The sequence below is a fragment of the Massilia sp. TWR1-2-2 genome (assembly GCF_049897565.1).
In the GTDB taxonomy this organism is placed as follows: Bacteria; Pseudomonadota; Gammaproteobacteria; order Burkholderiales; family Burkholderiaceae_D; genus JAFCUW01.
In genome coordinates this window covers 1-14,011 of record NZ_JAFCWM010000060.1, presented here as the reverse complement: position 1 = coordinate 14,011, position 14,011 = coordinate 1, and the positions used below count along the sequence as shown (strand labels likewise).

The window sequence follows — 14,011 nt, the reverse complement described above, 5'->3', positions numbered from 1 at the left end:
CATTGCCAACCGTAGCGGGCATTAACATGCCAAAACCGGAGGCCGAGAGCGGGGAGAATCCAGAGAATTAGACACTAAACTCATCAAATTCATTGTCTCAAAGTGATTGACACATTCCGGTCGAGCACTCGAAAGAGCTGTCAGGGCCCAACGGAGAGAGCAACAACCAGGCTGAAGAGTTCAATGGCCGCTTTGACAGAATGGAGCGTGGGACACACCTGCACATTGGAGAAAAATACGCGCTCGATTACGCTGCCGAGAACGCCTTCCGATCGGATACCCGTCGCCTGCCGAACGGCCGGCAGCTCGAGGTGGCGCTCAATATCGCGATGAGCGTAGGGCGATCAAAGTTCTGGACTGGTTTCACACATGGCAATCACGGCGGCACTGAGCTCACGCTCCCGCTACCGCGGCTAGCTCGCGCAAGCGGTCCAGCGAAGGGGCAGCATCCGATTTCCAGCGCCAACGGCCGACCTCCGAGGTAGCGCGCGTTGCCGGGTTATGACAACTTTCCAAACGGCCGGTCATTGCGAAAAGCCAGAGCTTTGAGTAGACTGATTGATGAGCCCAGTTGTGTTTTTCTTGCCAGGTCGAAAAGTCTAACTGAAACTCCAACTGTAGCTGCACACATAGTCCGATTGGCGTGATTTCATCGGGCCAAGCAGCCTCCACATGACGTAGGATGGCGGCACCCAGCGCCCCGCGCTTGCCATAACGACCTTGCCATCCATTGATGTTCGGAATACGCGCCGGCGCGAGCCGCGGATCGTACTTTTGAATCAACGTGTCGCAAGCCGCTTGCCCGGCTTCCGCCTCATCAAGCTTTTTCCCGATCTCTTCATACAGTTTCCGGAGCCGAACTGCGTCCCCCGCAGAGCGGGCGCGGGTCTTGGCTAGACCTTTGAGGTAGGAAGGTGCCTTACGCATGTTGGAGCATCCAAAAATGATTGAAAGCTCAGTAGAGCTGACCAGCGATCGCCTGTAAAGAGCCCAAAACGCGCAGAAATATGATTCTGCGCGTTTTGGGTCAGTTGCGTAGTAACACCCGCTCGGCGGATCTAGCCTTAATGGCAAAAAGATGATACTTTCCTAGGGTTAACCTTTTGATTTTATTAAAGAATTCATGCATATACGCCATTTTGCCGTACCCCATTCCCTCCCTTGCAAGGCCATTTCCGCAGCCATCGTCCTGCTGGCGTCGAGCTGCCATGCCCACGCCCAGACGGCGCCGGCCGAGCCAGGCGCGCCGGTAGCCGCCAAGGCCGCCACGCCAGTTGCGCCGGCCGCCGCCAAGGCCAGCCTGAAAGTGGCCGATGCCGCCGCGCCGGCGCCGGAAGGGCCGATCCAGGTGGTTAACGTCATCAGCGAGCGCGACACGAACCGGGTCGATCGCCAGGTCTACGACATCAAAACGGGCGCCGCCACGGCGGGCGCGTCGATCGGCGATATCCTCAACAATGTGCCCTCGGTCAACGTCGATCCGAACGGCACGGTGCGCCTGCGCGGCAGCGAGCGCGTCACGGTGCTGGTCGACGGCAAGCCGACCGCGCAGCTGCAGGGCGAGAACCGGGCCGCGGCGATCAACGCCTTGCCGGCCGAAAATTACGAGTCGGTCCAGGTGATCAACAACCCGGGCGCCGAATTCGGCAACGAAGCCGGCGGCGGACCGATCCTGAACCTCATCTCGCGCCGCTTCACCAAGCCGGGCGGCAACGGCAGCGTGGCCGCCAATGTCGGTCCGGACGGGCGCCGCAACGCCTTTGCCAACGGTAGTTACAGCTCAGGCTACGCCTCCGTCAACGGCACCTTGAACCTGCGGCGCGACGGCAACGACACCGAGTCGACGCAGTTGCGCGAGCGCATCGACCCGCTGACCGGCGCCGTCAGCCGCCTGCGCCAGAACGTCGCGCGCGAAGCGATCAGCGACTTCGTCCAGGCTGGCGTGGGTGGGCGCTACAACTACAACGCGCGCGATACGCTGACCGCCTCGGTGTCGGTCAACCAGCGCGGCAACGACGCCGGCGCCAACGAACGCTTCACCGATCTGGGCACCGGCATGCTGCCGCTGGTCGATTATTCCACCCGCCGCAAGACCGATGGCGACGCCCGCAACTACGAACTGGTGACCGGCTTCGAGCGCCGCTTCGCCGCCGATGGCGAGACGCTGAAAGTGGACCTGCGCCATTCGTCCAACAATAACGTCAACGATACCGCCACGCTGTACCAGGGGCTCGTTATTCCTGCTACAGGGGCGCCAACCCTGCGCGACTACACCCAGAACGGCGAAACACGTGTCCGCCTGACCGACCTCAGCAGCGATTATTCCGGCAAGGTTGGGGCCGGTTTTCTTACCTCCGGCGCGCGCTGGCAGCGCAACCGCCAGAGTATCGACAACCGTTACCTGTTCCTCAACGGCCTGATTCTGGACACCCGGCGCAGCAATCTGTTCGAACTGGACCAGGACGTGGTCGCGGCCTACGGCACCTATGAAATGCCGCTCAATCCCGTTTGGTCCTTCAAGAGCGGCCTGCGCGTCGAGCATACCGACCTGCACCTCGACCAGGTCACCAGCGCCATCAAGGCCGAGCAGGCCTACCTGAGCTATCTGCCAAGCCTGTTCCTGACCTACAAGCTGGACAAGAACTCGAATCTGCGCCTGTCGTACGCCGAGCGCATCTCGCGCCCCAGCGCGGGAGAGCTGAACCCGTTCGTCAACTATGCCAACGACTACTACGTCAGTTCCGGCAATCCACGCCTGCGCGCGGTCAAGCTCCATTCGCTCGAGCTCGGCTATGAAACCCGTGTGATGGGCCTGATGCCGGTTTCCTTGCGCGGCTACTTGCGGCGCGAGTCGGACGTCATCACCGACCGCCGGGTATTCTTGAACGAGAAAACTTTGCTGACCACGCGGGAGAACCTGGGCGACCGCCGCGCCGGCGGCGTCGAGTTTTCCTTGATGGGAATGGTGCCGCCGGGTTATCGCGTCGCCGGTGTCGCCTTGCCCAACATTCGCTTCATGTTCAACGGTAACTGGGGCTATATCCAGCAGGACCGCCTCGATGCATTCGGCCTGACCGGGGACAAGCGCTCGACGTCTTCGCTGCAGCTGCAAGGCGGCGGACAATGGCAGATTACCCCGACCGATACACTGTCCGTGACGGCCTTTCATCAGGGAAGATTGTTATCCGGAGAAGGATATCGCGAGCCGTTCGGCGTTATCGGCATGGCGTACGAGCACAAATTCACTCCCCGCCTGTCGCTCAACGTACGCGCCAACGATGTGCTGCGCTCGTCCGACCAGAAATTCCGCGTCGATACGCCCACCCTGCGCGACCAAACCGACACCATCGTCAACCAGCGCCGCGTCTACGTCGGCTTGCGCTACACCTTCGGCGGCGTGACCGGCAACGATGCCGTGCGCAATGCGCTGCAAGCGGCCGGCGTCAACGCCGACAGCCCGGCCGCGCGCGAGGCCATCCGCATGATGCAGTCCTCGCAAGCGACGCCGGCGCCAAAGGCCGAACCGGCGCCCCCGCCGCCGACCGTTCCAGCGCCTGCCAATCCGCCAACACCGCCGACAACCCCAGCGTAATTGCTCAGTGGTGGGAGTCGAAAAAAAAGAGCCCGCGAGGCTCTTTTTTGTACGCTACGCATTCAGCGAGAGCGGGTCTGACTATAGTCAGACCCCGCAAACACCCTATTGGTTCCGCACGCAGTCGACAAAGTAACCGCGCTTGCCGTCGACTTCGCGTTTGACCAGGCCGTGCACGTCCGTCTCGAAGCCGGGGAAGCGCTCGTTGAAGTCACGTGCGAAGCGCAGGTAGTCGACGATCGTCTTGTTGAATCGCTCGCCCGGAATGAGCAGCGGAATGCCCGGCGGGTAAGGCGTCAACAGGATCGCGGTGATGCGCCCTTCCAGCTCCTCGATGGCGACACGCTCGATTTCGCGGTGCGCCATTTTCGCGAACGCGTCCGACGGCTTCATCGCCGGGATCATGTCGGACAGGTACATCTCGGTCGTCAGGCGGGCGACGTCGTAGGCCTTGTAGAAGTCGTGGATCGACTGGCACAGGTCGCGCAGGCCCATCGCTTCGTAGCGCGGGTTGGCGGCGGCGAATTCGGGCAGGATGCGCCACATCGGCTGGTTCTTGTCGTAGTCGTCCTTGAACTGCTGCAGGGCAGTCACGAGCGTGTTCCAGCGGCCCTTGGTGATCCCGATCGTAAACATGATGAAGAACGAGTACAGCCCGCACTTCTCGATGATGACGCCGTGTTCGGCCAGGTACTTGGTGACGATCGACGCGGGAATGCCGCTGTCGCCGAACACGCCGTCGAGCGTCAGGCCAGGGGTGACCACGGTCGCCTTGATCGGGTCGAGCATGTTGAAGCCCGGAGCGAGGTTGCCGAAGCCGTGCCAGTCGTCCTCGGCGCGGATCATCCAGTCGTCCTGGGTGCCGATGCCTTCTTCGGAGAAGCTGTTCGGGCCCCATACCTTGAACCACCAGTCGGCGCCGAATTCCTCGTCGACCTTCTTCATCGCGCGGCGGAAGTCGAGCGCTTCGAAAATCGATTCTTCGACCAGCGCGGTGCCGCCCGGCGCTTCCATCATCGCCGCGGCGACGTCGCACGAGGCGATGATCGAGTACTGCGGGGAGGTCGAGGTGTGCATCAGGTAGGCCTCGTTGAAGGCGTCCTGGTCCAGCTTGACTGTTTCCGATTCGCGCACCAGCACCTGCGAGGCCTGCGACAGGCCGGCCAGCAGCTTGTGGGTCGACTGGGTCGAGAAGATCATCGACTCCTTGGCGCGCGGGCGGTCCTTGCCGATCGCGTGCATGTTCTTGTAGAAGTCGTGGAAGGTGGCGTGCGGCAGCCACGCTTCGTCGAAGTGCAGCGTGTCGACCTTACCGTCCAACATTTCGCGCAAGGTCTCGACGTTGTAGACCACGCCGTCGTAGGTCGACTGGGTGATCGTCAGGATGCGCGGCTTCTTGTTCTTCGCTTCGCGGGCGAACGGGTTCGCCTCGATCTTGCGGGCGATCGACTCGGGCGTGAACTCTTCGAGCGGGATCGGGCCAATGATGCCGAGGTGATTTCGGGTCGGCATCAGGAATACGGGGATCGCGCCGCACATGATGATCGAGTGCAGGATCGACTTGTGGCAGTTGCGGTCGACGACGACGATGTCGCCCGGCGCCACGGTGGAGTGCCAGACCATCTTGTTCGACGTCGAGGTGCCGTTGGTGACGAAGTAGCAGTGGTCGGCGTTGAAGATGCGGGCGGCGTTGCGCTCGGACTTGGCGACAGGACCGGTGTGATCCAACAGCTGGCCGAGTTCCTCGACGGCGTTGCAGACGTCGGCGCGCAGCATGTTCTCGCCGAAAAACTGGTGGAACATCTGGCCGATCGGCGACTTGAGGAAGGCGACGCCGCCCGAGTGGCCCGGGCAGTGCCACGAGTAGGAACCGTCGTTGGCGTAGTTGATGAGCGCGCGGAAGAACGGCGGCGCCAGGCCGTCGAGGTAGGACTTCGCTTCGCGGATGATGTGGCGGGCGACGAATTCGGGGGTGTCCTCGAACATGTGGATGAAGCCGTGCAGTTCGCGCAGCACGTCGTTGGGGATGTGGCGCGAGGTGCGCGTTTCGCCGTAGATGTAGATCGGGATGTCGGAGTTCTTGTGGCGGATCTCCTTGACGAAGGCGCGCAGCGCGGTGAGCGCGAAGTCGGTCTCGTCGACCGAGCCGCCGCCAAATTCCTCGTCGTCGATCGACAGCACGAAGGCGGAGGCGCGCGACTGCTGCTGCGCGAACTGCGACAGGTCGCCGTAGCTGGTCACGCCGAGCACTTCCATGCCTTCCTTTTCCATCGCGGCGGCAAGCGCACGGATGCCCAGGCCAGAGGTGTTCTCAGAACGGAAATCCTCGTCGATGATGACGATGGGGAAACGAAATTTCATGGACAGCTCCAAAGCGAAGCGCCGTGAGCGCAGTCCGCGCCGGCGATGGCGGGATGCTGTTCACGGCACCGAAGAAAATGAAGAAACGGATTTTCGCAGAAATGTCCGCAGTACGGTGAAAAGATTTTCGTAAGGGTAGCGGCCATCGGGCAATCGTGTCGCACTTCTTGCAGCAGGGATTTGTTTTCGGCGGTGAATACGCCGTCGGCAGGCGCCAACGCCCGCTTGCCCCACGCCAGGTGAGGGGGAAGCGGGCCGGCCTGGTCGGACGCGCCGCATGGAGAATTAAACAATTCGGCGCCGCCGCCGGACCTGTTGGACGCGAGGTTCTCATAGCAAAAGATATTGAACATCGCGTCCCTGCACAACCGTCGGTGTGGAAAATAAACGTCACAGGTTAATTTCCTTGCGGCAAGGATTAGTGCCCAGATATAATATTTTCGTCCACTGCGGTCGGCCGACATGACCGACTGTGTGCGCGGCCGTGGTCGCCTGTGCTGAATGCAGCGGGGCGCCACATATTGAACGGAGACACGATGAAACACCCTCTTGCGCACCGCCCTGGAACGGGATCGCCAGCCATCCTCGCGTTGGCCGACGGCAGCACGTTTCGCGGCATATCGATCGGAGCGCCTGGCCATACGGTTGGCGAAGTCGTGTTCAACACGGCAATGACAGGCTACCAGGAAATGTTGAGCGATCCGAGCTACTGCCGGCAGATTCTCACGCTGACCTATCCGCACATCGGCAACACCGGTATCAACCATGACGATGGCGAGTCGGCGAAGGTGCATGCCGCCGGCCTCGTCATCAAGGATCTGCCGTTGCTGGCGTCGAATTTCCGCGCCAGCGATGACCTGGCGCCGTGGCTGGCGGCGCAGGGGATCGTCGCCATCGCCGGCATCGACACCCGCAGGCTGACGCGCCTGCTGCGCGAAAAAGGCGCCCAGAACGGCGCGATTGCCGTCACCGGCGACGCCGACGCGGCGCTGGCGCTGGCGCGCGGTTTCGCCGGGATGGCCGGCATGGACCTGGCGCGCGAGGTCTCGTGCACGGCGCCGTACGAATGGGTCGGTCAGGATTGGCAACTCGGGGGCGGCTTCGCCGAACAGCGCGCGCCACGCCGGCACGTCGTGGTCTACGACTTCGGCGTCAAGGCCAACATCTTGCGCATGCTGGCCTCGCGCGGCTGCCGCGTGACGGTGCTGCCGGCCAAGTCGAGCGCCGCGGACGCGCTAGCGCTCAAGCCGGACGGCGTGTTCCTGTCGAACGGGCCGGGCGACCCGCAGCCTTGCGATTACGCCATCGCCGCCGCGCGCGAACTGATCGAGCGCGGCATCCCGACCTTCGGCATCTGCCTCGGGCACCAGATCATGGCGCTCGCCTCCGGCGCCAGGACAATGAAGATGAAGTTCGGCCACCACGGCGCGAACCACCCCGTGCAGGACCTCGACAACGGACAAGTGATGATCACCTCCCAGAACCACGGCTTTGCGGTCGACCCGGCCAGCCTGCCGGCCAATTGCCGGGTGACGCACGTCTCCCTGTTTGACAACTCGCTGCAGGGCTTCGCGCGCACCGACCGGCCGGCTTTCTGCTTCCAGGGCCACCCCGAAGCGTCACCCGGGCCGCATGACCTTGGCCCGATGTTCGACCGCTTCGTGTCGATGATGGAGGCTACCGGCAATGCCTAAACGTTCCGACATCAACACTATCCTGATCATCGGCGCCGGCCCGATCATCATCGGCCAGGCGTGCGAATTCGACTATTCCGGCGCGCAGGCGTGCAAGGCGCTGCGCGAGGAAGGCTATCGGGTAATCCTGGTCAACAGCAATCCGGCCACCATCATGACCGACCCGGAGATGGCCGACGCCACCTATATCGAGCCGATCCAGTGGGACGTGGTCGCGCGCATCATCGCCATCGAGCGGCCCGACGCGATCCTGCCCACCATGGGCGGCCAGACCGCGCTCAACTGCGCGCTCGACCTGCACCGCCACGGCGTGCTGGCCGAGTACCAGGTCGAACTGATCGGCGCCACGCCGGAGGCGATCGACAAGGCGGAAGACCGCTCCAAGTTCAAGGACGCGATGACCAGGATCGGGCTGGGGTCGGCGCGCTCCGGCGTGGCCCACAGCATGGCCGAAGCGTGGAGCGCACAGCAGGCGCTCGGCTTCCCCGTCATCATCCGGCCGTCGTTTACGATGGGCGGCAGCGGCGGCGGCATCGCCTACGACGCCGCCCAGTTCCACACGATCTGCGCGCGCGGCCTGGAGCTGTCGCCGACCTCGGAACTGCTGATCGAGGAGTCGCTGATCGGCTGGAAGGAATTCGAGATGGAAGTGGTGCGCGACAAGGCGGACAACTGCATCATCGTCTGCTCGATCGAAAACCTCGACCCGATGGGCGTGCACACGGGCGACTCGATCACGGTCGCGCCGGCGCAAACGCTGACGGACAAGGAATACCAGCTGATGCGCAACGCCAGCCTGGCGGTGCTGCGCGAGATTGGCGTCGATACCGGCGGTTCGAACGTCCAGTTCGCGATCAATCCGGCCGACGGGCGCATGATCGTCATCGAGATGAACCCGCGCGTGTCGCGTTCCTCTGCGCTGGCGTCGAAAGCGACCGGTTTCCCGATTGCGCGCGTCGCCGCCAAGCTGGCCGTCGGCTACACGCTCGACGAGCTGCGCAACGAGATCACCGGCGGCGCGATGCCGGCCTCGTTCGAGCCGGCCATCGATTACGTGGTGACCAAGGTGCCGCGTTTCGCGTTCGAGAAATTCGCCGGCGCCGACGAACGCCTGACGACCCAGATGAAATCGGTGGGCGAGGTGATGGCGATCGGGCGCACGTTCCAGGAATCGTTCCAGAAGGCGCTGCGCGGGCTCGATGTCGGCGTCGACGGCCTGCGCCGCATGCACTCCGGTCGCAGCGTCATCGCCGAGCAGCTCAGCGCGCCCGGTCCCGACCGCATCTGGTATGTGGGCGACGCCTTCGCGCAGGGCTTCACGCTCGATGAAGTGCAGCGCCTGTCCGGCATTGATCCCTGGTTTCTGGCGCAGATCGAGGACCTCGTCGGCGTCGAGCTGTGGCTCGAGACGCAACGCCTGGACACGCTCGACGAGCCGGTGCTGCGCAAGCTCAAGCAGCAGGGTTTCGGCGACCGCCGCCTGGCGACGCTGCTGCAGACCGACGAGGACGCGGTGCGCGCGCGCCGCCATGCGCTGGCAATCCGGCCGGTGTACAAGCGGGTCGATACCTGCGCCGGCGAATTCGCCACCCGCACCGCCTACCTGTACTCGACCTACGACGAGCAATGCGAGGCCGAACCGAGCACGAATCGCAAGATCATGGTGCTGGGCGGCGGCCCGAACCGGATCGGCCAGGGCATCGAATTCGACTACTGCTGCGTGCATGCGGCGATGGCGCTGCGCGAGGATGGCTACGAGACCATCATGGTCAACTGCAATCCGGAGACCGTATCGACCGACTTCGACACCTCCGACCGCCTGTATTTCGAGTCGCTGACGCTGGAAGACGTGCTCGAGATCGCGGCGCTGGAAAAGCCGGTCGGCGTGATCGTCCAGTACGGCGGCCAGACGCCGCTGAAGCTGGCGCTGTCGCTGCAGGCGAACGGCGTGCCGATCATCGGCACCTCGCCCGACATGATCGACGCGGCCGAAGACCGCGAGCGCTTCCAGGCGCTGCTGCACGCGCTCGACCTGCGCCAGCCGCAGAACCGCACCGCGCGCACCGAGCAGGATGCGGTGCGCCTGGCCGAGGAGATCGGCTACCCGCTGGTGGTGCGCCCGTCGTACGTGCTGGGAGGGCGGGCGATGGAGATCGTCCACGAGCGGGCCGACCTCGAGCGCTACATGCGCGAAGCGGTCAAGGTGTCGCACGACGCGCCGGTGCTGCTCGACCGCTTCCTCAACGACGCCATCGAAGTCGACGTCGACTGCGTCTGCGACGGCGTACAGACTCTGATCGGCGGCGTGATGGAGCATATCGAGCAGGCCGGCATCCACTCGGGCGACTCGGCCTGTTCGCTGCCGCCGTATTCGCTGTCGCAGCAGACCATCGATGAAATCGAGCGCCAGACCCGCCGCATGGCGATCGGCCTGAACGTGGTGGGCCTGATGAATGTGCAGTTCGCGATCCAGCAGAGCAGGGTCGACGGCAGGGTGCGCGACGTCGTCTATGTGCTGGAAGTGAACCCGCGCGCGTCGCGCACGGTGCCGTTCGTGTCCAAGGCGACCGGCCTGGCGCTGGCGAAGATCGCCGCGCGTTGCATGGCCGGGCAGTCGCTGACCAGCCAGGGCGTGCTCGAACAGCGCGGGTCGGGTTACTTCTGTGTCAAGGAGTCGGTGTTCCCGTTTGCGAAGTTCCCCGGCGTCGACACCATCCTCGGGCCGGAAATGCGTTCCACCGGCGAGGTAATGGGGGTCGGCAAGACCTTCGGCGAGGCATTCTACAAGGCGCAGCTGGCGGCCGGCGTGCGCCTGCCGCGCGGCGGCATGGCCTACCTGAGTGTCAAGCGCGGCGACCAGGCGCGCGCCGTCGCGCTGGCGCGCCGGCTCGATGCGGCCGGCTTCACGCTGTGTGCCAGCCACGTGACGGCAGCGGTGATCGGCGCCGCCGGCATCGCCGTCACGCCGATCGATGCCGACAGCGTCTCCCTGGCCGCGCTGGCGGCCAGGGAGATCGCGCTGGTGGTGCTGACGGTCGATGAGCACCGCGGCGCGATCGGCGCCTCGCGCGCGCTGCGGGTGGCGACCTTGAACGCGGGGACGGTATTTTTTTCGACCATCAGCGGCGCCGAGGCGGGGGTCGAGGCGATGCAGCACGCCGACAGCTACGGCCTGTATGCGCTGCGCGACGTGCAGCGGCAGGGCACGCCGGTACGCGCGGACGCGCCGCGCGCCGTGCCCACAGCGGGCGACCTGGATGCCGCGGCGACGCTGGTGCCGGAGCGGCGCGCGGCGCTGCGCCGGCGCGCCGGCGCGCCGGCGCGACGGCGCCGCTCAAGCTTTTCATCCGCCAGCCGTTTACCGAATCGGACGATCAGCAGCAGCGCCTGGTCGGCGAGATCATGCAGCTGATCGACGGCGCCAACGGCGCGCCGCATGCGTTCGACTACCTGACCGGGATCGTGGCCGAAAGCGCAGCGACGTTCAAGAAGTCGTTCGAACGCCAGTACGAGCGGCCCTTCACGCCGAAGGCCTTCCGCGACCAGCGCCTGCGCCTGCTGGACCAGGCCGATGCGGTGGTCAACATCCGCGTCGGCATGAGCGAGAGCAGCGCCTTCGAACTGGCGTATCACATCTTCGAAGGACGCCGCACGCCGTTGCTGTTCCTGGTCTGGAAGCATGCGCCGATCAAGACCACGCTGCTGCGCGAACTCGACGACCTGGTCGATGTGACGTATATCGAATTCGAACACGCCGCCGAACTGCGGGCCGGCATTCACGCTTTTTTTAACGCAATACACACTGGGAACTAACTGCCGCCATGATGGATAACCTGAAAATCAAAACCCTCGTCGTCAGTGCACTCGGCTTCCTGCTGCTGCTGATGGTGGTCATCGGCGCGGTCGGTCTGTACAGTGCGCAGCACTCTGTGAGCCTGATCGAGGACGTGACCCTGGCTGAACAGAAGAGCAGCACGGTGCGCACCGCGATCCGGCTCGAAATGGAAAACAACCGCAGCCAGGTGCTGCAGGCGCTGCAGCACAATCCGGGGTTCGAGTGGTCGCAGTTGCACGACCATGCGTTGACGGTGCACCACGCGCAGATCGAGGCGGCCACGGCGCGCGCGACCCGCCACTGGAGCGAGTACCTCGCCAACCTTCGCTCGCCGGAGGAAAAGCGCCTGGCGCAGGACTGGCATGCCAACAGCGACGGACTGGGGCTCGATTCGGCGAGGGCGGCCGATGCGGCCATCATGGCCGGCAAGTGGGATGACGCCGAGGCGATCCTGATCAAGAAGATCAACCCATCGTACCGCGTCGGCGATATCGCCCTCAAGCAGCTGATCGACTTGTCCGACGCGCGCGCCGCGCTGCACGCCGCCGAAGTGAGCATCAGTATCGCGCGCAGCACCTATGCCACCTTGGCGGTGCTGCTGGCCGGTCTGGTGCTCGGCGCAACGGTCGCCTGGCTGCTGGTGCGCGCCATTTCCGGCCCGCTCGAAGAAGCGATGACGATTGCCACCAAAGTGGCGGCGGGCGACCTCACCGGGCAGATCGCGGCGCACGGCAATAACGAGATCGGTGCGCTGCTGCGGGCGCTGGGCAAGATGAAGTCGAACCTGGCGGGCATCGTCGCCGAGGTGCGCACCAGCACCGACACCATGTCGAGCGCCTCGCGCGAGATCGCGGAAGGCAACATGGACCTGTCCGAGCGCACCGCCGAGCAGGCCGATTCGCTTGAGAAGACCGCCTCGTCGATGGAGCAGCTCACCAGCACCGTCAAGCAGAACTCCGACAATGCGCAGCAGGCCAACGAGCTGGCGATGTCGGCCTCGCAAGTGGCGACCAAGGGCGGCGTGGTAGTGGCGCAGGTGGTGGTGACGATGGGCTCGATCAACGAATCGTCGAAGAAGATCGTCGACATCATCGGCGTGATCGACGGCATCGCGTTCCAGACCAATATCCTCGCCCTCAACGCGGCGGTCGAAGCGGCGCGCGCCGGCGAGCATGGCCGTGGCTTCGCGGTGGTGGCGAGCGAGGTACGCAACCTGGCGCAGCGCTCGGCCGGCGCCGCCAAGGAAATCAAGCAGTTGATCGGCGATTCGGTGAGCAAGGTCGATAGCGGTGCCAAGCTGGTCGACCAGGCTGGCACCACGATGCACGAAATCGTCACCAGCATCCGGCGCGTGACCGATATCATGGGCGAAATTACCCAAGCGAGCCGTGAACAGGCGGCGGGGCTGGAGCAGATCAACCAGGCGATCGGACAGATCGATACGATTACCCAGCAAAACGTCGCGCTGGTCGAAGAGGCGGCGGGTGCCGCCGGTTCGCTGCAGGACCAGACGCAGGCGCTGGCGACCGTGGTCAGCGTCTTCAAGCTCGATGGCGCGGCGCAGCCGGCACGGGAACACATGGCCGCGCCCCGCACCAGGCTGGCCGCGCCGGCACCGCGGGTGGCGCCTGCCGCGCCGGCCAGGCCAACGCGCCAGCGCGCGTTGGCGGTGGCCAACAGCGACTGGGAAGAGTTCTGACGCCGGCTCGCTGCGTGTACGAGCGCCTGGCCGGGCCGGCCGGGTTGGCGTCAGCGGTGACCGAAGATTGTTATTTCACTCGGCTGTAGGTAACGAAAGCGTAGTCGAAGTTGTTGGCGTCGGAATGATGGCGCTCGCGCGCCGTTTCGAGCCATTCGCCGGCGGCGAGCGGCGGGAAGAACGTGTCGCAGTCGAACGTGTGCTCGATCTCGGTGACGATCAGGCGGTCGGCGATGTGCATCGATGCGGTAAAGATCTGGGCGCCGCCGATGATGCACGCGTCGCCGGCGCCGGCCAGCGCGATGGCGTCGGCCAGCGACGTCACGGCGTCGACGCCGTCATGGCGCCACTGCGCGTTGCGGGTGACGACGATGTTGCGCCGGTTCGGCAGCGGGCGGCCAATCGAGTCGAACGTCTTGCGTCCCATGATGATCGGGTGACCGGTGGTGACGCGCTTGAAGTGGGCCAGGTCTTCGGGCAGGCGCCACGGCAGCGTGTTGCTGACGCCGATGCCGCGCCGGGCGTCGATGGCCACCACCAAGGTCAGGCGCGGCGCGGCCGGCGCAGCCGGATCGGAAGAGGAAGAGACGATAGTCATGAAGGGGCGTTCCGGATAAAGATCAGCAAGGAACATTCTAGCAGGCGGCGCCGGCCGGCGAGGTTGTTGCCAACAAGATACAGACCTTGCGGAATGCACGACGTCAATTTACATTAGCAGGGCGTTGAAAAAGGCATGAATACCTTCGGGTTTTATCGATGATCAGTCGAAATTTATCGATCCAAACCCGCATGCCTCCTGAGAACCAAGTTCTAGCCGCTTTTCAGGGCGA

General features: G+C 64.4%; 10 protein-coding genes. 6 read left to right on the top strand and 4 right to left on the bottom strand.

Annotation, left to right across the window (positions count from 1 at the left end):
* The first annotated feature begins 113 nt into the window (after positions 1-113).
* Positions 114-485 (top strand): transposase, encoded by a 372-nt coding sequence (locus ACP7DD_RS25795; protein ID WP_426178168.1) that lies wholly within the window; start codon positions 114-116, stop codon positions 483-485.
* Here the strand turns inward: ACP7DD_RS25795 and ACP7DD_RS25790 are convergent.
* Complete coding sequence (locus ACP7DD_RS25790) at positions 394-927, bottom strand: hypothetical protein (protein ID WP_426178166.1); 534 nt, start codon at positions 925-927, stop codon at positions 394-396. The genes ACP7DD_RS25795 and ACP7DD_RS25790 overlap by 92 nt on opposite strands.
* Before the next feature lie 196 nt (positions 928-1,123).
* Here ACP7DD_RS25790 and ACP7DD_RS25785 point away from each other — a divergent pair, with 196 nt between their 5' ends.
* Entirely contained in the window at positions 1,124-3,592 is a 2,469-nt protein-coding gene (locus ACP7DD_RS25785) for a TonB-dependent receptor domain-containing protein (RefSeq protein WP_426178164.1), read from the top strand.
* A gap of 105 nt (positions 3,593-3,697) precedes the next feature.
* On the opposite strand, the gene ACP7DD_RS25780 is transcribed toward ACP7DD_RS25785, so the two are convergent.
* Entirely contained in the window at positions 3,698-5,953 is a 2,256-nt protein-coding gene (locus ACP7DD_RS25780; protein WP_426178162.1) for an Orn/Lys/Arg decarboxylase N-terminal domain-containing protein, read from the bottom strand.
* A complete protein-coding gene (locus ACP7DD_RS25775) occupies positions 5,950-6,306 on the bottom strand; it encodes a hypothetical protein (protein WP_426178160.1) in 357 nt (118 codons plus the stop codon). Before ACP7DD_RS25775 ends, ACP7DD_RS25780 begins: the two co-directional genes overlap by 4 nt.
* Positions 6,307-6,489: 183 nt before the next feature.
* Between ACP7DD_RS25775 and carA the strand changes: the two genes are divergently transcribed.
* Genes carA through ACP7DD_RS25755 form a run of 4 tightly spaced genes read left to right on the top strand, consistent with a single transcriptional unit; the run spans position 6,490 to position 13,181 of the window.
* Entirely contained in the window at positions 6,490-7,647 is a 1,158-nt protein-coding gene (gene carA / locus ACP7DD_RS25770) for a glutamine-hydrolyzing carbamoyl-phosphate synthase small subunit (RefSeq protein WP_426178159.1), read from the top strand.
* The gene (carB, locus tag ACP7DD_RS25765) at positions 7,640-11,059 is read left to right on the top strand and encodes a carbamoyl-phosphate synthase large subunit (RefSeq protein ID WP_426178157.1); all 3,420 of its coding nucleotides are present in this window, start codon (positions 7,640-7,642) and stop codon (positions 11,057-11,059) included. Before carA ends, carB begins: the two co-directional genes overlap by 8 nt.
* Positions 11,050-11,460 (top strand): hypothetical protein, encoded by a 411-nt coding sequence (locus ACP7DD_RS25760; protein WP_426178155.1) that lies wholly within the window; start codon positions 11,050-11,052, stop codon positions 11,458-11,460. Before carB ends, ACP7DD_RS25760 begins: the two co-directional genes overlap by 10 nt.
* 11 nt (positions 11,461-11,471) lie before the next feature.
* Entirely contained in the window at positions 11,472-13,181 is a 1,710-nt protein-coding gene (locus ACP7DD_RS25755; RefSeq protein ID WP_426178153.1) for a methyl-accepting chemotaxis protein, read from the top strand.
* A 70-nt stretch (positions 13,182-13,251) separates the two neighbouring features.
* On the opposite strand, the gene ACP7DD_RS25750 is transcribed toward ACP7DD_RS25755, so the two are convergent.
* Entirely contained in the window at positions 13,252-13,779 is a 528-nt protein-coding gene (locus ACP7DD_RS25750; RefSeq protein WP_426178151.1) for a dihydrofolate reductase, read from the bottom strand.
* Positions 13,780-14,011 lie beyond the last annotated feature (232 nt).

Coding starts and splice junctions, on each gene's coding strand:
- ACP7DD_RS25790 (WP_426178166.1), bottom strand. CDS start 927: ATGCGTAAGGCACCTTCCTACCTCAAAGGTCTAGCCAAGACCCGCGCC.
- ACP7DD_RS25785 (WP_426178164.1), top strand. CDS start 1,124: ATGCATATACGCCATTTTGCCGTACCCCATTCCCTCCCTTGCAAGGCC.
- ACP7DD_RS25780 (WP_426178162.1), bottom strand. CDS start 5,953: ATGAAATTTCGTTTCCCCATCGTCATCATCGACGAGGATTTCCGTTCT.
- ACP7DD_RS25775 (WP_426178160.1), bottom strand. CDS start 6,306: ATGTTCAATATCTTTTGCTATGAGAACCTCGCGTCCAACAGGTCCGGC.
- carA (WP_426178159.1), top strand. CDS start 6,490: ATGAAACACCCTCTTGCGCACCGCCCTGGAACGGGATCGCCAGCCATC.
- carB (WP_426178157.1), top strand. CDS start 7,640: ATGCCTAAACGTTCCGACATCAACACTATCCTGATCATCGGCGCCGGC.
- ACP7DD_RS25760 (WP_426178155.1), top strand. CDS start 11,050: ATGCAGCTGATCGACGGCGCCAACGGCGCGCCGCATGCGTTCGACTAC.
- ACP7DD_RS25755 (WP_426178153.1), top strand. CDS start 11,472: ATGGATAACCTGAAAATCAAAACCCTCGTCGTCAGTGCACTCGGCTTC.
- ACP7DD_RS25750 (WP_426178151.1), bottom strand. CDS start 13,779: ATGACTATCGTCTCTTCCTCTTCCGATCCGGCTGCGCCGGCCGCGCCG.